The sequence below is a fragment of the Chitinibacter fontanus genome, from assembly GCF_013423785.1.
GTDB classification, from domain to species: Bacteria; Pseudomonadota; Gammaproteobacteria; order Burkholderiales; family Chitinibacteraceae; genus Chitinibacter; species Chitinibacter fontanus.
Genome location: NZ_CP058952.1, coordinates 2,899,894 through 2,920,313 on the forward strand (window position 1 = coordinate 2,899,894; position 20,420 = coordinate 2,920,313).

15 protein-coding genes are annotated in these 20,420 nt (G+C 47.5%); 12 read left to right on the forward strand and 3 right to left on the reverse strand.

Features of this window, described 5'->3' with window-relative positions; genetic code table 11:
- Positions 1 to 62 precede the first annotated feature (62 nt).
- Positions 63 to 3,635: an ImpA family metalloprotease gene (locus HZU75_RS13905; protein ID WP_373279613.1), complete on the forward strand. Its 3,573-nt coding sequence runs from the start codon at positions 63 to 65 to the stop codon at positions 3,633 to 3,635.
- A 349-nt stretch (positions 3,636 to 3,984) separates the two neighbouring features.
- Positions 3,985 to 4,377, forward strand: a complete 393-nt coding sequence (locus HZU75_RS13910) for a hypothetical protein (RefSeq protein ID WP_180306611.1) — start codon at positions 3,985 to 3,987, stop codon at positions 4,375 to 4,377.
- Between the two features lie 331 nt (positions 4,378 to 4,708).
- Here HZU75_RS13910 and glmS read toward each other — a convergent pair whose 3' ends face one another.
- Positions 4,709 to 6,544, reverse strand: coding sequence for a glutamine--fructose-6-phosphate transaminase (isomerizing) (gene glmS / locus HZU75_RS13915; protein ID WP_180306612.1), 1,836 nt, complete (start codon positions 6,542 to 6,544; stop codon positions 4,709 to 4,711).
- A 192-nt stretch (positions 6,545 to 6,736) separates the two neighbouring features.
- Here glmS and HZU75_RS13920 point away from each other — a divergent pair, with 192 nt between their 5' ends.
- Together HZU75_RS13920 and HZU75_RS13925 are read left to right on the forward strand one after the other, a co-directional pair.
- Complete coding sequence (locus HZU75_RS13920) at positions 6,737 to 7,036, forward strand: hypothetical protein (RefSeq protein WP_180306613.1); 300 nt, start codon at positions 6,737 to 6,739, stop codon at positions 7,034 to 7,036.
- 113 nt (positions 7,037 to 7,149) lie between these two features.
- The gene (locus HZU75_RS13925) at positions 7,150 to 8,256 is read left to right on the forward strand and encodes an AI-2E family transporter (RefSeq protein WP_180306614.1); all 1,107 of its coding nucleotides are present in this window, start codon (positions 7,150 to 7,152) and stop codon (positions 8,254 to 8,256) included.
- Between the two features lie 56 nt (positions 8,257 to 8,312).
- On the opposite strand, the gene HZU75_RS13930 is transcribed toward HZU75_RS13925, so the two are convergent.
- Both HZU75_RS13930 and HZU75_RS13935 read right to left on the reverse strand, forming a co-directional pair.
- Entirely contained in the window at positions 8,313 to 9,932 is a 1,620-nt protein-coding gene (locus HZU75_RS13930) for a methyl-accepting chemotaxis protein (RefSeq protein WP_180306615.1), read from the reverse strand.
- Positions 9,933 to 10,008: 76 nt separating this feature from the next.
- Positions 10,009 to 10,851 (reverse strand): PhzF family phenazine biosynthesis protein, encoded by an 843-nt coding sequence (locus tag HZU75_RS13935; RefSeq protein ID WP_180306616.1) that lies wholly within the window; start codon positions 10,849 to 10,851, stop codon positions 10,009 to 10,011.
- A gap of 107 nt (positions 10,852 to 10,958) precedes the next feature.
- Between HZU75_RS13935 and ppc the strand changes: the two genes are divergently transcribed.
- The 8 genes from ppc to HZU75_RS13975 all read left to right on the forward strand — a co-directional run bounded on the left by ppc (position 10,959) and on the right by HZU75_RS13975 (position 20,332).
- The gene (gene ppc / locus HZU75_RS13940) at positions 10,959 to 13,715 is read left to right on the forward strand and encodes a phosphoenolpyruvate carboxylase (RefSeq protein ID WP_180306617.1); all 2,757 of its coding nucleotides are present in this window, start codon (positions 10,959 to 10,961) and stop codon (positions 13,713 to 13,715) included.
- Positions 13,716 to 13,757: 42 nt separating this feature from the next.
- On the forward strand, positions 13,758 to 14,234 hold the full coding sequence (locus HZU75_RS13945) for a hypothetical protein (RefSeq protein ID WP_180306618.1): 477 nt from the start codon (positions 13,758 to 13,760) through the stop codon (positions 14,232 to 14,234).
- A 123-nt stretch (positions 14,235 to 14,357) separates the two neighbouring features.
- Entirely contained in the window at positions 14,358 to 15,377 is a 1,020-nt protein-coding gene (murB, locus tag HZU75_RS13950; RefSeq protein WP_228028074.1) for a UDP-N-acetylmuramate dehydrogenase, read from the forward strand.
- Between the two features lie 164 nt (positions 15,378 to 15,541).
- Positions 15,542 to 16,717, forward strand: coding sequence for an outer membrane beta-barrel protein (locus HZU75_RS13955; protein WP_180306620.1), 1,176 nt, complete (start codon positions 15,542 to 15,544; stop codon positions 16,715 to 16,717).
- Positions 16,718 to 16,726: 9 nt separating this feature from the next.
- Positions 16,727 to 17,149, forward strand: a complete 423-nt coding sequence (locus HZU75_RS13960; protein ID WP_180306621.1) for a PEP-CTERM sorting domain-containing protein — start codon at positions 16,727 to 16,729, stop codon at positions 17,147 to 17,149.
- Positions 17,150 to 17,152: 3 nt separating this feature from the next.
- On the forward strand, positions 17,153 to 18,637 hold the full coding sequence (locus tag HZU75_RS13965) for an undecaprenyl-phosphate glucose phosphotransferase (RefSeq protein ID WP_228028075.1): 1,485 nt from the start codon (positions 17,153 to 17,155) through the stop codon (positions 18,635 to 18,637).
- Between the two features lie 13 nt (positions 18,638 to 18,650).
- Entirely contained in the window at positions 18,651 to 19,544 is an 894-nt protein-coding gene (locus HZU75_RS13970) for an EpsD family peptidyl-prolyl cis-trans isomerase (protein WP_180306622.1), read from the forward strand.
- Complete coding sequence (locus tag HZU75_RS13975; protein ID WP_180306623.1) at positions 19,544 to 20,332, forward strand: SLBB domain-containing protein; 789 nt, start codon at positions 19,544 to 19,546, stop codon at positions 20,330 to 20,332. The genes HZU75_RS13970 and HZU75_RS13975 overlap by 1 nt, the downstream gene beginning before the upstream one ends.
- The last annotated feature ends 88 nt before the right edge of the window (positions 20,333 to 20,420 follow it).

Consider the following 20,420-nt stretch of genomic DNA (forward strand, 5'->3'; position numbering starts at 1 on the left):
TCCGCTCCCGCTTATTACAACTCGAAAAATAATTAATTTGTTATCTTTATTGGCTATATCAAATGGCTTCATACCATCGTTACTCTATTCTTTTGATTGGGACAATCCTAATCTCGAATCAAATACTCGCTGCCCCATTATGGCAAAGCGAAACTGCCTACCTACCTAATGACATAGTGACATTTGGTGGACGTGATTACAAAGCATTGAAAGCGCATATTGCTAATTCAAGCTGGCTCCCAAATCGATCGGGCTTGCTCTGGCAGGATGTTGGCGCTGCATCCGCGATCAGCAATAATTCACGCCCAAGGATGATTGAGGTGCATGGCTCCCAATTCACCCCATCCGCCAAGGGTTTACCAGTCTCCTCGCGCATTGCAAATACAACTTACATTCAAGCAAAAACAGTTGCATCTGGGGCGGTCTTTCAAGACTCTAGCCTAGCGAAGGAAGTGACGCCTCAACCGACACAGATGCCGAATTACTCGTCCATCACGACAACGGGTACAGTTATGTCGACGTCAAAGTCGATGCAAACGGTTGGCGAAGCCATCTCTGTTACAAATCCCCCCCAAACGGTGATTACTACAAAATGCGAAGAAATATGGTCGTCGTCGACTCGATATTCACAGGGGGATGTGGTTTCACTCGGGAATCATAACTACCAAGCAAAAGTAGCAAATACAGATAAAAATCCGAAGCGAATTAGTACGAATTTTCTGAGTATCAAGTATTGGAAGCATCGTAAAGATTGGAAAAACTGGAACGATCTGGGTCTATGCCACGAAGGAGGGGTATCTACCACTGCACCTTCAGTAACTCCGCCGGTTATGGTGGCTTTACCAACCCCTGTAGCGGTTTCCACAACCAAACCCACCGCGACGGCCATACCTGTTGCAACAGTTAAGCCCGTTGCAAGTTATGAGCCGGTTACAACTGCACAACCGAATTCCCCGTTGGCTCCTACGGCAACAAGTCATCCGATTGTGACTCTTGCTCCTAACGCAACCGATGCTCCTGATTCTTTACCAACAACTCCGCCCGACTCGCCCAATATTCCGCCTGCAAATATCGACTTGGCAAAACAAGCGCTTCGCTTGGCTACTGCCCGTGCGGTAAGCTACCAACAGGCGCAATCTGCCGCTATATCCGACATATATGGGGATAGTGATCTTAATCTCACGCTGAATCACACCACAAATAGCATCGAAATTCAGCGATCAAATTCAACGTCAGCAATCCCCTTAATTGTTGCGGACGATGGTAGTGGTATGGCAGCAATTTCCACATATGGTAAAGGCCGCGCCTTAGCCTATGGCGCTAATGTGCTTAATTGGATGGCGAATCAATCTAGAGAAACTCAGCACTTACCCTTGTTCACCCGGGCATTCAATTGGGTCATGACGGGTAAAGCAACCGGACCATTGCCGGCAACTATCAAGTTCGCAACAGCGGGCTACGATGCTTCCACAGTAAGCAAATTCATCACCTTACTTGGCAAAGCGCCCGAAAGCATCACCTGTGATTTAACCGCAGCAAATAATAGCTGTTGGCAAGAAGCCGATCTTTTGGTGTTTGGTTCAGCCGTTAGAAATGATCCGGACCTTGCAATATTGGTGCGTCAATATCAAGCGAGTGGCAAAGCAATCATTTATATGCACCCGAATTGGGGAGATTCAGCAGGCGGTCGCAAGGTGTTGCAGGCCGTAGGCATGGAGCTAGGGGGCTACCCAGGTAATTATTATGCACCTTTAGCAGGTGTTTCGGTCGGTGCGAGTAGGACCGCCACTGATTCAATCCAAAAAGCAGATTCAATGGGGGCGCTAGTCAGTGCGCTTATATTAATGGATAAGGATACTCCTGATCCAAGCATCAATACTAATGTTGGCATTACAAATGCTATTTCCCAGCTGCAAGATGAAATGGCATGGATGCAACGTCGCGGTATTGACATTCTTACCAACGCAACCACTGAACTGCATCGGCTATTGATCAATTGGGCAGATCTATATCGACCTAGCATTCAATATGGAACCATCTTCCGCAGCCGAGACCCAGCCAAGTTTCTGCGCACTTATGCTTCGGATTCATGGGTGGCATATAACCGAGGCAGCACCATGGTAAGCCCAACTGGCCAAGGCGATTACATGCCAGCGGCAGCCCAATCAATCCCCGTGAGTGCGGCTAGCGAAACCATTGAAGTCACCATTGCCCAATCATCCGGGATAACGGCAATTGGTCGCGGTGCGATTCCCGGTCAACCGGTGTATATCGAAGTTGTTGATGATGGCGGTACCAGCGGTTTGAATTTACAAACTAGCTATGTGCGAGCTTATGGCAACCCGCTGACAGATAACGAGAAAGAAGGCTATAAACGTCCACGTGAGCCACAGTCTTTCCCGATTCCCTTACCCGACAGTGGCGAAAGCGTCTTTGTCACCCCTTTCGGTGGCCCGCTATTTCTTAATTACAGTGGTGCAACCGCGGGACGCAGCGTGACGCTGAAAATCCGTGGCGCCGCCAAATATGCCCACTTTGACTTTACCAAGCCACAAAGTGATGCCGAAATCGCCGACGCGATTGCCGCGCTCAACCGTGCCGACTTTGGCTGGCAAACGTCCAAATTCGTCGGTGGTGAGATCCAGCAAACGATTTACTACGCCAAACAAGCCATCGGTAATACAGATCCGAAAAAAGTGATTATCGATCAAGTCAAAGGCAGTCTGTTTGATTCGAACCATATCGCGAACGGCTACAACAATATGCCGCTGAGCAACAATGTCTCAACACTCTGCAGTCAGTTTAGTTGGGATTGCACTGGGCCGATTCATCGTGCGCCTGGCGTACAACACTTTATTGGCTGGATCGCGCAGTGTGGCTTCCTGTGCTCGGGTAATCCATCAGATGGTTTTGCCGGCATTGGTGGCACAGGCTGGGGCCATGCCCACGAGCTGGGTCACAATACCGTTCAACGCGTGATGACCATTACCTTCAACGGCAAAGGTTGCGTTGTTGAATGTAATAACAATGTACTGGCGAGCATTCAAATGATGCGCCAATTCAAAACACTGGGCATCGACACTGGCCACAATACCGACCACCCTGGCCTGTATCAGCGCATCGTCGCCAACCGCAATAGTGGTATGACGGGTGATGCCAAAGTACTGGATATGCAAACCAATCTGTGGGATATGAATAAGGGACAAGACCCGATGCGTGCGGTGCATTTCCAGCTCGCCTTTTTGTTCAGCAAGTATCGCGCACTGGAAAGCATCCCCAGCATGGAGGCCACGCTGGACTACTTTACGCTGCTCACCAAAGGGGATCGACTGGTTAGCAAAGCTTGGGATGCCAATAGTAAAGACAAATATGCGATGGGCAGTTTTAGCAATAACACCATCAGCAATCCTGACCTGCTGTTTGTACTCAGCTCCAAAATCATCGGCAAAGATTTACGCGCGATATTTGCCATGTATGGCATGAGTGTCTCGCAAACGGCGCTCGACTCGGTTGCCGCGCTGGGCTTGCCAGTCTTGCCGGAAGAGTTCTACGCCTTAGCGCTCGGTAAACACAATCAAGTCTCTAACGGTCAATGGCTCAATTTAGCGAACCAAACGCCAATTTACCCTTATTAATTGAAGGTGCAGCTAACTCAAATTAGTGCCAAGCAAAACTAGATTAGTGCCGTTCTGGCAACTAACCTAAATATTTATGCCCGCGTTGTCCTATGGCGTATTTAGCAGGTAGAAGCCAATAGTCTAACTGTGATTCTGTAATTTCAATGAAATGAGGCCGCAAACCAGCAGTAGCGGCCTTCATTATTTTGTGGTTCTGTCAGAGTTATTCGGCCAAAGCCGCTAGTCAATTTCTATTTATCGAAGATCAAAATCCGTTTGCCAGTACAACAAACTGATTGAGCTAGCAAACTCTTTAGGTCTTCAAACGTTTACGAGCGATGCGAAGCAGCACTTACTTAGTGATCTAGTGATTGAACCTTTATTGCCAAGATTAGCGAAGAAGCCCTTTGGAGAGTTTTTCAAGCCAATAGATGGTATCTTGCTTTGCCAAGTTGATACGTTAACTACGCTTGCCTATCTAATAGCAATTAGCACGTTGTTTGAATCGACAGAACAAGCACTGGCAGTACTTGAGAATAGTAGTCCAGCTGAACTTGAAAATGCTTCAAATACATTAGTAGCTGGGCATTGGCACCCCAAATTGTATCAAGCTGTTACTGCATTTTATCTAGAAGAACAATCATTGACTGAGTCTGCGGATCAATTTGGTATACCGCTGCAGCAACTGGAAAGTTTGGCGCGAAATGCGGGTGTTGGTTTTGTCAAAACGCTTACGATGACAAGGACGAACATTGGGTAAGATTACTATTCCAGCATGAGTCCACAGCAACAGCCTGCGGCTTGTCTGGACTAATTTTCCAAGCGGATGTATAAACTTCAAGAACGCATTCTGCGTTGCTATGTGTTGTCTAAACAGTCGAAATACTGATGTTTCCGCCTTTTTCAATCCTGAATCACTTGCAGGGTATATGAAGTTAGGTTGCAATCAAGTAGGTTTGTAAGCTTTTTTCACGACATAGAAAATGCCCCTTCGCTGCAAGGGGCATTTTTATTGGGTTCAATTTCACGACTCTATTAAACAATTCACGACTTTAATAGGTTGAAATAATGAAATATTTCACGTTGAATTTTTATTCGACAGTCACAGATTTGGCCAAATTTCTTGGCTTATCAACGTCGGTGCCTTTGCGATGTGCGGTGTGATAGGCCAGTAGCTGTAAAGGTATTGAAAATACAATTGGCGCCAGTGGACCAGTACTGATAGGTAATATCAGCGCTGATTTTACATAGGGTAATGCCGCTTCGCAGCCAGGTTCTGCGATTAAGTAAATCTGGCCTCCGCGAGCTTCAACCTCGCGCAAATTGGACATCAATTTTTCAAATAAACTGTCATTTGCTGCGCAGACGATGATTGGCATGTCTTCATCTACTAGCGCAAGTGGCCCATGTTTTAATTCGCCTGCTGCATAACCTTCAGCATGAATATAGGCAATTTCCTTGAGCTTAAGCGCCCCTTCGAGTGCGATTGGGAAAAGCGTATTACGGCCAAGGTATAAAGCATGTTCAAAGTGGGTGAGTGCTTGTGCCCAGTTTTCCATTTCACTTTCTTGGCTTAAAACTGCACTGATCATGGCCGGCAGGCGTGGCAACCAGTTGGCTAATTCTAATAGCTGTGCTTCGCTTAGTGTTTGCCGCGCGTTTGCCAGACTACCAGCAAGTACATAAAGTGCGGCCAGTTGGGTGGTAAAGGCTTTGGTTGAAGCTACTCCGATTTCGAGGCCAGCTTGGGTAAGCAGGGAGAGATCTGCTTCACGAGTCAGCGTTGAATGCGCTACATTGCACAACGCCAATATTTTGACTTCTCCACGCTCTTTGGCGTTGCGAATCGCGGCGAGTAAATCGGCGGTTTCTCCAGATTGGGAGATCGCAATGATCAGTGTTCCACGTTGTTCTAGACCTTGGCTATAGCGGTATTCGCTGGCAATGTCCACACTGACTGGCATACCGGTATATGCCTCTATCCAGTATCTGGCAACCAGGCCTGCGTGGTAGCTTGAGCCACAAGCAATAATACGGATGGCGGTGGCGGTGGTGAAAATTGCGGCGGCATCTTCGCCAAAAAGCGTTGGTGCAAAGCCTGCTGCTAATGCTTGATTGAGCGTATTGGCCAGCGCAACCGGCTGCTCGAAAATTTCTTTCTGCATATAGTGCCGATATGGCCCTAGTTCGGCAGAATCGCTGCAAACATCCAACATACGGATTGGGCGTTCAACGAGTGTGTTTTTGCTATCCCAAATTTGAATGGCTTGACCGTTGAGTAAGGCAAGATCACCTTCTTCCAGGTAAATCATTTTCTGTGTAAGTGGTAGTAGGGCGGCAATATCCGAGGCGAAGAAACTTTCTTGAAAACCTAGACCAATTACTAATGGGCTACCCTGACGTGCACAAATAACTTGCTGGGGGGAGTTGATATTAAGTACTCCGATGGCGAAGGCACCTTTTAGCTGGCGGATCGCTTCTTGCACGGCACTAAGAAAATCAGGTGCTTTACTCAACTCGTAGGCAATGAGATGGGCAATTACTTCGGTATCGGTGTCCGAGCTAAAAGCAAAGCCACATTCAATTAGCTCGGCTTTTAGCTCGGCGAAATTTTCAATAATTCCGTTATGCACCACCATGACATTGTCGCCACCCAAATGTGGGTGAGCATTGGCTTCGGTCGGTGCGCCATGTGTAGCCCAGCGGGTGTGAGCAATCCCGATTAATCCACTGGCGTGTTGGGCTTTTTGGGCTAAGTCGGCTACACGGCCAGCAACTCGAATGCGTTCAAGACACGGTTGAGTAGCCGATTGGCTAATGAGCGCGATGCCACTTGAGTCATATCCGCGATATTCCAAGCGCGATAAGCCCTCAATCAACATCGGTACCACATTGCGGGTAGAGACTGCGCCAACGATTCCACACATAGTTCACATTCCTTAATTGATGCATTGCAGCAGTGGACTGTAGGCGACTTAGCTGACGATGTCGCTAAACAAAACACCTTATAGGCGATTGCAAGGACTTTTACATGCCCATTACCGTTAGACGGATGGCACTGTTAAAGATAGGACGTCTCACTAGAGTGAACTAAAGGTTTATGCGGCTTGGAGCTTGATATGGCCATACAATTATTAAGTTTAGGTGTGATTGGTGTGCGCCTCTTAGATCGGATTTTAACGGCAAAGGCGATTTACCCTGAGGAATTAGCCGATCAGATTGTTGATGAAATTAATCAATATCTCGGACGTGCACCTGAGACTGAAAAAGCAATGTTGTTTAATTTGGCTTGTGAGGTGCATGAAGCTCTGGCTGATCGTTATGGGCGGGTTGACTCAGCTCAGGTGCGTTTAGACATCTCACAAATGATGGGCTTGCTGGTTTATCGCGCCAAGATGAGTGCAAGCCAAGGCCGTTGATCCTGTTCGGCAGGCGGATGATGCATTTTTTGTTGTATTGTCATCCGTTTGTGAGGTTGGACGCTCGCTTTTCCGCTATCCTTGCTGTTATGTAAACTTATCGACAGCATGCCATGAAATTAAAAACTTCCGATTTGATAGAGCCCCTGGTTGCATTAGGGGCTTTGCTTTTATTGTCGCTAACTGTTTATGCGATCATGAAACCTTTTTTGGCCGCCAGTTTGTGGGCCGCCATTCTAGTGCTGAGTACCTGGAAACCATATATCTGGTTGGTGCAAAAATGTAATGGTAGGCGAGCCATTGCCGCGGTGATTTTGCTGGTCATGATGTGTTTGTTTTTTTTACTGCCGGTCATTTATGCCGCGAGTGATTTTGCGAATGTGGGGGTTGAATTTATTGCAGGAATTCGCAGCAGTTTTGAGTCGGGTTGGCCATCGTTGCCTGATTGGTTAATACAGCTACCTTTGGTAGGGGCGCCGATTAGTGAGTTTTGGTCGGGCTTAGCTGCGCATGACGCAAAAACCATGTCTATGATTCGTGGTCTGATTGCTCCCGCCACACAGTGGGCGATTGTTATCGCCAGTGAAATTGGTGGTGGCATGGTGTTGATGTTTATGAGTCTTTTTATTGCCTTTTTTATCTATCAAGATGGCGAACATATTCGTGATTGGGTAAGAGGGCTGATGGAGCGAGTTGCTGGCGAGCGGAGCACCGAATTGCTCGCTGTCTCAGTTGGCTCTACCAAAGGCGTTGTGTATGGCTTTTTAGGGACCGCGATCGCACAAGCGCTGCTGTCTTGGATTGCGTATTTGATTGCAGGGGTGCCCAATGCGCTTTCTCTTGGGTTTGCGAGCTTTATCATGGCCTTGCTGCCTGGTGGGCCTGTCTTGCTAGGTTTGCCTGCTGCGGCGTGGTTGTACCATCAGGGTGATACTGCTTGGGCAATTTTTTTGGCAGTGTGGATGCTCTTGGTTGTGAGTTCCGCTGATAATGTGATCAAGCCGTTGTTGATTGGTAAAGGCAGTAATTTGCCATTTATTCTGATTCTGTTCGGAGTATTGGGCGGTGCCATTGCCTTTGGCATGTTAGGAGTTTTCATTGGCCCAGTTTTGCTAACAGTGTTTTATGAGATTGCCCGAGCTTGGATTTTACGCCCAATGGCTTTGCCGCCAGATGCAGTAGTTGGCCGAGCAGATGAAGTTACCAAAATTTCTGAATAATGTGACAGCAAAAAAGCCCGAATAATTCGGGCTTTTTTGTGATGAGATTCATCGGGTTACAGCCTAAATTTTTGCACCAAACTCGCAAGCTGGGTAGATACCGATTTAATAGAATGTGCCGCGCCAACTGTGCCTTGCGCGGCTGACATGGTTCCACTTGAAGACTGTGCAACTTCATCAACATCATTGCGAATCTGCAAGCTTGCACCAACCTGCGCTGATAGAGCGTTTCCGATCGCACCAACTACGATTGAGGTCGCCTCGGTTTCTTGGCGGATCGCTTTAACCGCTTCTCCGCCTTCCTTGGCTTGGCGTATGCCTTCTTTCAACTGGATAAACATATCATCCATGCGACTTTTGGCGTTTTGGCCGCTACCTTGGACTGCGGTGATAGTCTGGCCGATTTCTTGGGTGGCAGAGCTAGTACGTTCCGCGAGTTTGCGCACTTCATCGGCTACTACCGCGAACCCACGCCCCATATCGCCAGCACGTGCAGCTTCAATAGCGGCGTTTAATGCCAGTAAGTTGGTTTGATCAGCGACGTCACGAATCACGGCGATTACGGCAGAAATACTCGCCACCCGTTGTGCTAAGTCATCAATGCTGCTTTGTGTGTCACCGACTGCCTGTTCAATATCGGCAAAGCGAGTTACAGCGGAAGAAATAACCGTAAGCCCTTTGGCTGAAATTTGGGTGGCGGATTCACTTTGCTGGCGAGCGGTTGCCGCTTGATCTGCAGCGGAGCGGGTTTGTTCAGCAAAGCTTTCTGCGGTTTGTGCGATTCGCGTAGCAGCATTGCCTTGTGCTTCAATCAGGCGATTGCTGTCCTGGGCGCGGGACACAATATCATCACTGGTGTGATGCAATGTATTTACCGCCTGTGATAGTTGAGTGAGCACCTCGCGTAACGAACTACGCATACGCAATACCGATCCATAAATACTGCTTTGTGAGGCTTGATGTTGTTCACGCTTGTCTTGCAAATCACCATCTGCTACTGCTTGTACGAGTTTCAATACTTCGGCAGGTTCACCACCCAAATCCCGTAAAATGCTACGCACAGTCCCAAGCAGCAAAAATGCCACGACTGCAGCAATTGCCAAACAGATTACAACTTCCCATTTTGCGGTCGCCCAGAAGCGTGCATCGGCCTCCGCAAAACTTACACCATTGCCCACAATCCAGCCCCAGCGTGGGGTACGTTGGGCCACAGATAATAAATCGACTACTTTGCCTTCGCGCTCTGATGTCCAAGGATATTCAGTTAGTGCGCCACCCGATTTATTCAGCGCTGCGACTGCCAATGCGCCAACACTGCCACCTTTGGCGTCTTTAAATTCGTTAAAGCTAGTGCCATGTAGCTGTGGATCAAGTGGGGTTGCTACAAAATTGAGTTTCTCATCGGTGACGTATACGTATTCTGATTTGTGATATTTGTTCTCACGCAGGATTTGCGTGGCGATTGCTTTGGCTTGCTCTTCGCTGAGTTTGCCACTGGCGGCCATGTTTTCAAGCTGAACAATACTCAGATAAGTGCTGGTCATTAATTGTTCGATACGAGCGCGGTTATCTTTTGCACTCATATCGCGCATTACATTCAGACCAGTGAACATGACGAGGATTAAGGCCACCAATACACCAATTGACAGGGCCCAAGCCTTAATTTTGAGTGACATACTTTGCTCCCTAGGTACAAATTGCTTCATGTTTCTTTAAGATTTTAAGACGATACAATTAAATATTAGTATTGTCTTATATTTTTAATTCACCTGAGCCAATTAGCAGCACTTTACCTTTAAGGTGAAGATCCAATTTAGAGTCAATATGAAGATACAAATGGGATAAGCGACTGATTAAACGCTCAATTGTATGACCTTGTTCAAACTTGACATTTAATGGTAATCGGCCGCCCGCTGCTAAATATGCGGTAGCAATATTCAGCGCTGCTCCCCCTGCCGCAAAGTCTTCATATACCGAAAAATGGTCTGCAGCAAAACAGCGCAGTGTGATCAAGTCACCTTCACGCTGCCAAACTACGGCTTGTGCTATTTGTTTCGGGCTTTCAGCATACTCAGATAGAAGCGCGGGATGGGGTTTGGCTTGCAGGACGGTTTGTCGCGATCGCACTTGAACCATCAGTTGTTCAAGCCCGGTATCTACAAATTGGATAGGGGGAAGTACTTCATGGCTTTCAATACCTAGTGCAAAGGCCAGTTCGACTTGGCCACGCGATGGGGGGCGGGTCCTACCCGCCGGTGTGTTGAGCGTTAGGTATTCGCCCTGTCTGCTTAATTCGAAGTTTCCTGCGGAGCAATGCAGTGGAATTTTGGTATTTTCGGTTTGCTGCTGGGCTAAAAGAGCTGCTGCGCCCAAAAGCCCTTTGCCTGAAAAGGGGAGGCTGAATTGCGGATGATAAAACCGCACTTCTGAAGTGGAACGATGCAGAAATACGACTTCGCTTCCATTGATTTGATAAGCCAAGGTCTGCAAAACTTGCTCATCTGGCCAATCGGCTAAATCGAAAATTACTAAAGGATCACCTGAGGCTGACTTTTCGGCAAAAACATTACACAAATAAAATGGATATATTGCCATATCAAATTTCCAAGAAAAGTTTATGCATGAATCAGCGGCAGAGATCGTGAGTTTTTGTTAGAATACGCAAAATTTTTTTGTCTTGAATTTGCCGAAATTGGATTGCCATGTCTGTGATCGAACCTATTGCTGAAAAGGATCTACCGCTCAAGCGTGATTTGGATCTGCTCGCCGCCTTGTTGTCTGACACCATCCGCGAACAGGCCGGTTCGGCCACCGCAGAGCAAATCGAATCAATTCGTGAGCTTGCTGTTCGCTATGTGCAGGCTCATGACCCTGATGCTGGTAAAGCTCTGGCGCGTTCATTATCTACCCTAGATATGCCAACGACGATGGCTTTGGTTCGTGCGTTTAGCTATTTTTCACATCTGTCCAATATAGCAGAGGATTTGCACCACAATCGCCGCCGCCGTGCGCATAAAATCGCGGGCTCAAAAGCGCAACGTGGCAGTATTTCTGCAGTGCTTGAAACCTTGACCGATCGCAGTGTAAAGCCATCTGAAATCCTTGCAATGTTAGCTGATACGCTGATTGCACCGGTGATGACCGCACACCCAACCGAAGTGAAGCGCAAAACCATTCTTGAGTGCCATCGTGCTTTGGCCGATTTGCTGACTCAACGTGATCGCAGTCAGATGACGCCGGAAGAAATCGCCGCCAATCAAGAGGCAATGGAGCGCGTAATGCTCACATTGTGGCAAACCCGCGAAGTGCGCACGGTAAAACTCACTGTTCAAGACGAAATCGAAAATGGTGCAACGTATTTCCGTAACACTTTCTTGCACGAAATTCCGCGGCTTTATCAGGATATCGAAGATCGCTTGACTGAAATGACTGGCGAGCAAGTGACTCTGCCTAATTTCATTCAGGTAGGTAGCTGGATCGGTGGTGATCGCGATGGCAATCCGTTTGTGACTGCCGACGTAATGCGCTATGCCGTATCTCGCCAAGCAGGTGTGGCGCTTGACTATTACTATCAGCAATGTTTGAAGTTAGAGAGCGAGTTGTCGATGTCGACTCGCTTGGTGCAAGTTGACCAAGATTTGTCGGCCTTGGCGGCGACCGCTACCGACGATGTCGTGCGTAAGACCGAAGAGCCATATCGCTTGGCCGTCACTGCAATTGCTTCACGTATTTTTGCTACAGCCATCCAGATTGGTACATTCCACCACCAGTTGCATGATGTGGCGCACGCGCTGCCTTATGAAAATGCAGATCAATTGGCTGCTGATTTGGCCATTATCGCCCGCTCGCTGAAAGCGCATGGCGCAGCCAAGCTGGCTGGTGGTCGCCTGCGTCGCTTGCAGCGTGCTGTGTCGGTATTTGGCTTTTATCTCGCGCCTATCGATATGCGCCAGTTTGCCGGTCTGCATGAAAAAATGATTAGCGAATTGTTTAATCGTGCAGGTTTGGAAGAGTATATGGCGCTGGACGAAAACAGTCGCCGTGTGGTGTTGCTGCGTGAGTTGGCAAGTCCACGTCCACTGATTTGTCCGCATGATGTGTCGTACAGCCCCGATGTACAGCAAGAGCTGGATATTCTGAAAGCAGCGGCAGAAATCCAAGCGCGCTACGGCGAAGCCGTATTACCGAACTATATTATTTCCAACTGTGCATCGGTTTCCGATATGTTGGAAGTCGCTGTATTGCTGAACGACGTTGGTTTGGTGTCTCTGGCACCTACCGTGCGCAGCAAAGTGAACATTATTCCGTTGTTTGAAACTACGGGCGATTTGCGTTCCAGCGGTGAGATCATGACGGCCTTGTTTGCGATTCCGCAATGGCGTCAATTGCTCACCTGCCGCGGTGATGTGCAAGAAGTAATGCTGGGCTATTCAGATTCCAATAAAGACGGTGGCTACCTCACTTCGAATTGGGAGTTGTATAAAGCTGAATTGACCTTAGTTGATGTGTTTAAACAAGCTGGCGTTAAACTTCGCTTATTCCATGGCCGCGGAGGCACGGTGGGACGCGGTGGTGGTCCAGCTTATGATGCGATCTTGGCTCAACCAGCTGGCTCCGTAAATGGTCAGATTCGCATTACCGAGCAGGGTGAAGTGATCACTGCCAAGTATGCGGATCGTGAAGTGGGACGTCGCAATCTCGAGATTTTGGTTGCCGCAACGCTCGATGCAAGTTTCCCGCTGCCATATGCGGTAGACCCGACTGCCCGCCGCGCTTTGATGGAACGTCTATCGAATGCAGCTTATCGCTTCTACCGTGATTTGGTGTATGCAACCCCAGACTTTATTACCTATTTCCTTGAAGCAACACCAATCAAGGAAATTCCAAACCTGAATATCGGTTCACGTCCATCTGCACGTCGCAATACCAGCAGTATTTCGGATCTGCGCGCGATTCCTTGGGTGTTTTCATGGTCGCAATGTCGTCTGATGCTGCCCGGTTGGTATGGTTTCGGTAATGCAATTAGTGAATACTTGGCGGAAGCTGGTGAAGAGGGCTTGAAAACATTGCAGGATCTGTATGCAACGTGGCCATTCTTCCAAACCACTATCTCGAATATGGAAATGGTGTTGGCGAAGTCGGATATCGCAATTGCCGCGCGGTATTCTGAGTTGGTACAAGACCAAGATGTAGCAAAACGCATTTTTGGCCGCATTAAAGATGAATGGCAGCGTTCGGTTGATGCTGTATTGGCGATCACTGGGCATGAAGAGTTGCTAGGCGATAATCCAATGCTTGCGCGGAGCCTTGATAATCGTTTGCCATATCTTGACCCGCTCAATCATTTGCAAGTTGAGCTACTAAAACGCATTCGTGCCGGTGATGACAGTGAAGAGCTGCGTCATGCTGTGCATCTGACAATTAATGGTGTTGCTGCAGGTTTGCGTAATAGCGGTTAATTGTTCATCATTGGCAATAAGCCAACGAGTAAGGAGCCACCAATGAGTCGAAAACAGATCCTGCTGTTCCTCGGCTTTGCGGTGGCTTTTTTTATGACTTGCACGCAGGCAGCAGTGCCAAGCCATTTTGGTGATAAAGTTGAGAACGCTTTGGCCTGCCGCAGCGAGTGGTCGACTGATTTTTGGCGCAACTACTTTCGCCAGCATTTGCAGCAGCCTGTCCGCACTTGGGGTGAAGCAGAATGGTTTAACGCGCAAAAAACCGAATTGGCAGGTAATCCTGCTGATGAGGTTTTTGTAAATGTGCCCAGCTCTGGGGCATTGATGGTGGGGGCGTTAATCAAAAAGCCACTGGCTGATGTGAAAAAGAATATCGAATCAAGAATGGGGTTTAACTTCGTCCCGCTAGCTGGCCCCTATCCACGCTGGCTGTCTAAATTTGGGAGCGTCTTGGTTGAGGTTGGGCCGGAAGAGACAAAATGGTATTGTGCCCGATGGCATTTGGGTAATCGTCCCTAGGGGTATGTTTATCTAATCAAAGTACAGCCTTATTTATGCAGTAATACGTATCGGAAGTATATTTTCCTCCCCAGTAATTCCTTGCTAAGGGATAATGGCGTTTTTGTCTGAATGTGTGACGCCATGCTCCAAATTCATACCAATTACTCTCTCACTAAATTAAATACTTTTGGCCTAACTGCTGCGGCCGAGTACTTTGTGGTAATTGAATCGCTCGAACAATTGCGAGAATGCATTGCCAATCCACAATTACGAACGATGCCATGGTGGATACTGGGTGGTGGCTCCAATGTGGTATTACCGGATTTAGTGCATGGGCTTGTATTGCAAGTGAGCTTGCGGGGCAAAGACCTGGTTGCTGAAGATGACAAGGCCTGGTACGTGCGAGCGGGTGCTGGTGAAAACTGGCATAAGTTTGTGCAATGGACTTTGGGCCAGGGCTGGGGTGGTTTGGAGAATCTTTCCCTTATTCCTGGTACTGTCGGTGCATCGCCAGTGCAAAATATCGGCGCCTACGGCGTCGAAATTAAAGATGTATTTCATGAGCTGCAAGCCATTAATTTGAAGACCGGTGAATTACACACTTTTGCTCACCATGATTGCCGTTTTTCATATCGCGATAGTGTTTTCAAGCAAGAAGAAGCAGGCGTGTGGTGCATTATTTCGGTGGTTTTCCGCCTGTCAAAGAATCATCAAGTTAAAACCAGTTACGGGGATATTGAGCAAGCGCTCCTTGAGTTGGGGCTTGAAAAGACGCCTAGTAATGTCGCTCAAGCTGTGATTACTGTGCGGCAGCGTAAATTGCCAGATCCGGCAGAAATTGGTAATGCAGGTAGCTATTTTAAAAATCCAATTATTCCGACTACACAAGCTGTAACACTTAAGCGGCAATATCCCGAAGTGGTTATGTACTCTGTCGATGCGCAATCGACCAAGCTTGCTGCGGGCTGGTTGATTGAACAGGCGGGGTGGAAAGGCCGAGAGTTAGGGGTGGTCGGTATGTTTGCGCGACAAGCGCTGGTGATGGTTAATCATGGCGGCGCTATCCAAGATGATGTCATACGGCTGGAAAATAAAATAAAAGACGAAATAAATCAAAAGTTTGGTGTCAGTATTGAGGCAGAGCCAATTAAATGGGAGTAACCATATATAAGTATTTGTGAATATGCTGCTTTTTTGTTGTAGCAACATTTTAATTGAGGCAGTGGTAGAATGCCGATGGCGTAAAAAAGGATATTCTCGTTTCCGCTGAAAGATGGTAAAGTTTTGCCGTGTAAGTCTTGCGAAAACAATATTAGGGTTTTTGAATGCAATTAAAAAGGTTGTGTCTGCTGTTGCTGACTTTGGCGCCAGTGGTTCAGGGTGCTTATGATGCGGAAGACACGCTCAAGCTCAATGCCGAGCTTGCTTATCGTTACGACGATAATGTTTTTCGGCTGGCAGAGAATGCAAACAATACAGTAACAAAGCGTCATGGCACGCAGGCAGATTCAAATCTATTAGCTGCAATCGGCGGCAGAATAGATGTGCCTGTGTCGCGCCAAACGTTTTATGCACTTGGAAATGTGAGTCGTCAGCAATATTTCAAGTTTGATGAGCTCAATCACACCGCATGGACTGCGGGGCTAGGCTGGGATTGGCAGGCGGGTAGTCAGTTTTTTGGCAATTTAAGCGCCAACACTAGTTCGAGCATGAGCTCATTTGATGAAGTCAGCCCAGATGTGATTGATATGGTGCGCCAAGAAGGCGTGAGCTGGAGCGGTAATTGGCTGCTTAGCAAAAACTGGCTGTTGGTGGCCGATACAGCGTATAGGCGAGAAGATCACGATGAGCGGCAATTTGAAGATGCACGTAGCCTGACGTATGGGCTGGGTTTGCGCTATGTGACAGACAAAGGTAGCAGCATCACTTTGCGACATCAGTGGCAAGATTATGATTATTTGAAGAATATCGGCATTATTCCGGCTGATCTTCGTGGTTATAAAGAGCAGTCTTTATCGCTAGCATTCCTATGGCCAGTGACGCAACAGCTGCAAGTTCAGGCTAGTGGTGGTTATAGCCGTTGGAAGCCAAATTTTGGTGGGCAAAAAAGCTCTAGCACACCACAGGGTGATTTAACAGTAACGTGGCAAGCTACTGGTAAAACACGATTGAGCGCCGGGATTGGCCAAAATTTCGATCAGTTTAATAGTGGAGCAGGTCGTGATTTGGATAGGACCGCGTTTATCGGAGCTAATTGGGCTATGAGCGATAAAGTACGTTGGGATACCGAATACCGTTATAGGCAACGTGAAACGAAAACGACCTTAGGTTTGCTTTTGCGTGATGAGTTGTACGACAGCGTTAGTCTGAGTTTGGTATTTGAGGCCATGCGTAATTTATCGCTTAAACCATTTGCGAAGTATGAGCAGCGCAATGATCAAATTGGCAAAGCAGATTATAAAGACACACAGTTTGGCCTCTCGGGCCGCTACGATTTTTAAAGGATACAGATGATGAAATTGCTAATCGCTTCTGCATTATTCAGCATGGCCGCGGTATCAAATGCCGCGCTTGAAGTGGCTCCAGTCGTGCTTGATGAGCCAGTGATTTTTGTGCGTGCTGGTGAGCAAGATAACGGGGTTTCTAAGGTAGATGCATTAATTACCAATGTAACTCAAGGTTTGGGCGGTAGTCCCGTATCAGGCCCAATTGGTAGCTCAAGAAGTTTTCAGCCATCGCCAGGCTCCGCAGGTGGTGTTCCTAGTGCTCAAGCTTTTGCGCTGCCGCCAAGTGGAGAAGTAACTCTACCATTGCCACCTAAGCCAGTTACGCCGGTTACGCCGGTTACACCTCCAGTGCCCGAGCCAGAAACCTATGCGCTAATGACGCTGGGTCTTGCTGGATTATTCTTTAGTAAGAAAAAAAAGGCCTAACAATTGCATCAAGATGATCACATCAACTTGACTAGGGTTGACCCAGAAGTTGGGTTTGAGCCTTATGCGGACAGACCAAGCCTGCTTGGTGATCGTTTCCGTGAATTTGCCAATGCAGCGCCATTGGTGAGCTTTTTCAAGTTGTTTCTTGACCCAATCTTGGTTGTCGCTACGCTTTACGTACTAACCATACCATTTGAAATTGCAGCAGATGGGCATGAGTTATTGCTGGCGGCATTTGCCTTTTTGCTTACTGCATTAATGCTGGATGGCGTTTTTTTGTTTGTGCCAGGTTATTCCCGGCCATTATTGGGTGTGGGGCGCTTTGCGCTAGAGTGGGGTTGCGTCGTTGTAACGCTAGTGTTACTTGGGCGCTTGTCTGGCTTTGCAGATTATTTCTATCCGCCGTTCATTCTGACCTGGTTTGCAGCATCTCCAGTAATTTTACTGCTTACCCATGCATTGTTTCGCTGGCTGGTTTTGCGCCCTGATGGAGATGTTCGGTCAGATGCAAAGAAAGTGGTTATTATCGGCGCCAATCAACCCGGGCGAGTATTAGCGCAGAATATGCGAATGCATCCGTTCTTAAAGCTTGATTTTGTCGGGTTTTTTGATGATCGAACGACCGATCGCTTGCCTGAGCTGGGGCAAGAGAAGCTGCTAGGAAATTTAAAGGATGTCGCTGAATTTGTAAAAAACAACAATATTCAGCAGATCTATATCTCGTTACCAATGACAGCTCAACCACGCGTAGTGGAGCTGTTGAATGAATTGCAGGACAGCACCGTTTCGATTTACTTCGTGCCCGATTTGTTTGTGTTTGATTTGATTAATGCACGCTTCGATAATGTTGCCGGAATGCCGGTAGTTGCCATTTGTGAAAGCCCCTTCCTTGGGATGAATGGCATAGTCAAACGCGCAAGCGATATTATTTTGTCGCTGTGCATACTTGCGCTGATTTGGCCGATATTACTGGCGGTTGCGATTGCTGTGAAATTAACATCCAAAGGGCCGGTATTTTTTAAACAAAAGCGGTATGGCGAAGATGGGCGTAGTGTCTTGGTATATAAATTTCGCTCAATGACGGTAATGGAAAACGGCGATAAGGTGACCCAAGCAACTCGCAACGATGCGCGCCTAACCCCAATTGGTGGCTTTATTCGCAAGACCTCATTGGATGAATTGCCGCAGTTTATCAATGTCCTCGAAGGTAAGATGAGCATTGTGGGGCCACGACCCCATGCTAATGCGCACAACGAACAGTATCGCAAGCTAATCCGCGGCTATATGATGCGGCACAAGGTCCGTCCAGGAATTACTGGCTGGGCGCAAGTAAATGGTTTCCGCGGTGAAACAGATACGCTTGAAAAAATGCAGCGTCGAGTTGAGTATGATCTGGATTACCTACGCAGCTGGACCGTGTGGCTAGACCTGAAAATTATTTGGAAAACCGCAACCATGATGTTCCGTGATCGGAATGCATTTTAATTAGGATGAAATAATGAAGTTAAAACCACTGATCCTTTCGGTTCTGATTGCGTCTGCATTAACAGCATGTGGCGACAAAGAAGAAAAAAAATCACCCAGCCAAGTGTTGGCTAAGGTCAATGATAGTGAGATTACCGTGCATCAGCTCAATTTCGTATTGGGCCAAATTCCAAATGCACAGCCAGAGCAAAAACAGCAAGTATTAGATCAGTTAGTAGATCAAGAGTTACTAGTGCAAAAAGCGGCTGAGCTGAAATTAGATCGTGAGCCTAATGTTTTGCAAGCCATTGAAAATGCCAAACGTCAAATTCTTGCACAAGCTGCCGCAGAGCGTGTAATTGGCAAACCTGCTGATCCTGCAAAAACTGCAGTTGATGAGTTTTATGCCAAAAACCCAGCATTATTTGCCGAGCGTAAAAATTATGAATTTATCACCTTTGTGATTGAAAAATCTGCCTACAACGATGCTTTGGCAAATGCCTTAAATACAGCCACAACACCAGCCTTGGTGAAGTCGGCGTTGGATGGTGCGCAAATCAAATACAGCACTAGTGATGCTGCGCGAACCGCAGAACAATTGCCTATGCCGATGCTGCCTAAATTTGCGGCGATGAATATCGGTGACATTATGGCGCTGCAAGAAGGCGACAAAATGATTTTGCTGCAACTAAAAGCTACCCAGCCTGCAACGATTTCACCGCATGATGCGGAACCTTTGATTAAGCGTTATTTGAGTAACAATGAAGCTCAAACACAAGCGCAAGCCAAAATGAAAGCCCTACGAGAGGCCGCCAAGGTTGAGTATTTGCAACGTTTTGCCTCGGAAGTGGCTGTAGCTAAGCCTGCTCCGCAGGCCGGGTCTGCTACAGATGAAAGTTTGAAAGCTGGTTTGAAAGGATTGAAATAATGCGCAAATTAATGGGTTGTTTGTGGCTATGTGCATTAGCGCTATTGAGTGGCATCAGTTTGGCTGCGCCAAAAGGTGAATACGTTCTTGGCGCAGGTGATGTGGTTAAAATCCAAGTCTACGATCACCCCGATCTAACCACTGAAGTGCAATTGAATAATGAAGGTGGCTTGGCTTTCCCACTCATTGGTGAAGTCAAACTGGCCGGACTTGGATACACCGAAGCAGAAGCCTTAATCAGTAAAAAACTGGTCGCGGGTGGATTTATCAAAAAGCCAAACGTTAATGTGCTGATTGTGCAATATCGAAGCCAACGCGTTGCCGTTCTCGGTGAAGTGAATAAGCCGGGCCGCTATGCATTGGACAGCAGCACAGATTTGATTGACCTGCTGGCTATAGCAGGTGGCATCAGTGGTGCGGGTGGCGATGCGGTTGTGGTACTGCGCGGTGAGGAACGGATCGAATATCTACTTAGCAAATTAACGCAACTTTCAAACCCAGAAAAACGCATCATCCGGATTCAAAACGGTGATACGGTTTTCGTACCACGCGCTAAGCAAATGTATGTTTATGGTGAAGTAAATCGTCCTGGTGCGTTTAAGCTAGAGCCAAATATGACTGTGATGCAGGGCTTGGCAGTGGCGGGTGGCTTTAATCCACGCGCATCGAAGCGCAGTGTGGAAATTCACCGCGTCAACACTGATGGGGTACTGGAAAAAGTTCCAGCTAAGCTCACCGACCTAATTCGTGAGAACGATACGATATTTGTTGAAGAGAGTTTTTTCTAAAAATTTCTTTCCAAAGACTGATGCAGAGTTCAATTAGTTAAACTCTGCATTTATTGTGCCCAGATTTTTTATATTTCTATGGGTATGT

Excerpts from the sequence above, each read along its gene's own strand:
- HZU75_RS13925 (WP_180306614.1), top strand. The coding sequence starts at position 7,150 with ATGAAATTAAAAACTTCCGATTTGATAGAGCCCCTGGTTGCATTAGGG.
- HZU75_RS13930 (WP_180306615.1), bottom strand. The coding sequence starts at position 9,932 with ATGTCACTCAAAATTAAGGCTTGGGCCCTGTCAATTGGTGTATTGGTG.
- HZU75_RS13970 (WP_180306622.1), top strand. The coding sequence starts at position 18,651 with ATGAAGTTAAAACCACTGATCCTTTCGGTTCTGATTGCGTCTGCATTA.
- HZU75_RS13955 (WP_180306620.1), top strand. The coding sequence starts at position 15,542 with ATGCAATTAAAAAGGTTGTGTCTGCTGTTGCTGACTTTGGCGCCAGTG.
- HZU75_RS13935 (WP_180306616.1), bottom strand. The coding sequence starts at position 10,851 with ATGGCAATATATCCATTTTATTTGTGTAATGTTTTTGCCGAAAAGTCA.
- HZU75_RS13975 (WP_180306623.1), top strand. The coding sequence starts at position 19,544 with ATGCGCAAATTAATGGGTTGTTTGTGGCTATGTGCATTAGCGCTATTG.
- murB (WP_228028074.1), top strand. The coding sequence starts at position 14,358 with ATGCTCCAAATTCATACCAATTACTCTCTCACTAAATTAAATACTTTT.
- HZU75_RS13905 (WP_373279613.1), top strand. The coding sequence starts at position 63 with ATGGCTTCATACCATCGTTACTCTATTCTTTTGATTGGGACAATCCTA.
- ppc (WP_180306617.1), top strand. The coding sequence starts at position 10,959 with ATGTCTGTGATCGAACCTATTGCTGAAAAGGATCTACCGCTCAAGCGT.
- HZU75_RS13920 (WP_180306613.1), top strand. The coding sequence starts at position 6,737 with ATGGCCATACAATTATTAAGTTTAGGTGTGATTGGTGTGCGCCTCTTA.
- HZU75_RS13945 (WP_180306618.1), top strand. The coding sequence starts at position 13,758 with ATGAGTCGAAAACAGATCCTGCTGTTCCTCGGCTTTGCGGTGGCTTTT.
- HZU75_RS13960 (WP_180306621.1), top strand. The coding sequence starts at position 16,727 with ATGATGAAATTGCTAATCGCTTCTGCATTATTCAGCATGGCCGCGGTA.
- glmS (WP_180306612.1), bottom strand. The coding sequence starts at position 6,544 with ATGTGTGGAATCGTTGGCGCAGTCTCTACCCGCAATGTGGTACCGATG.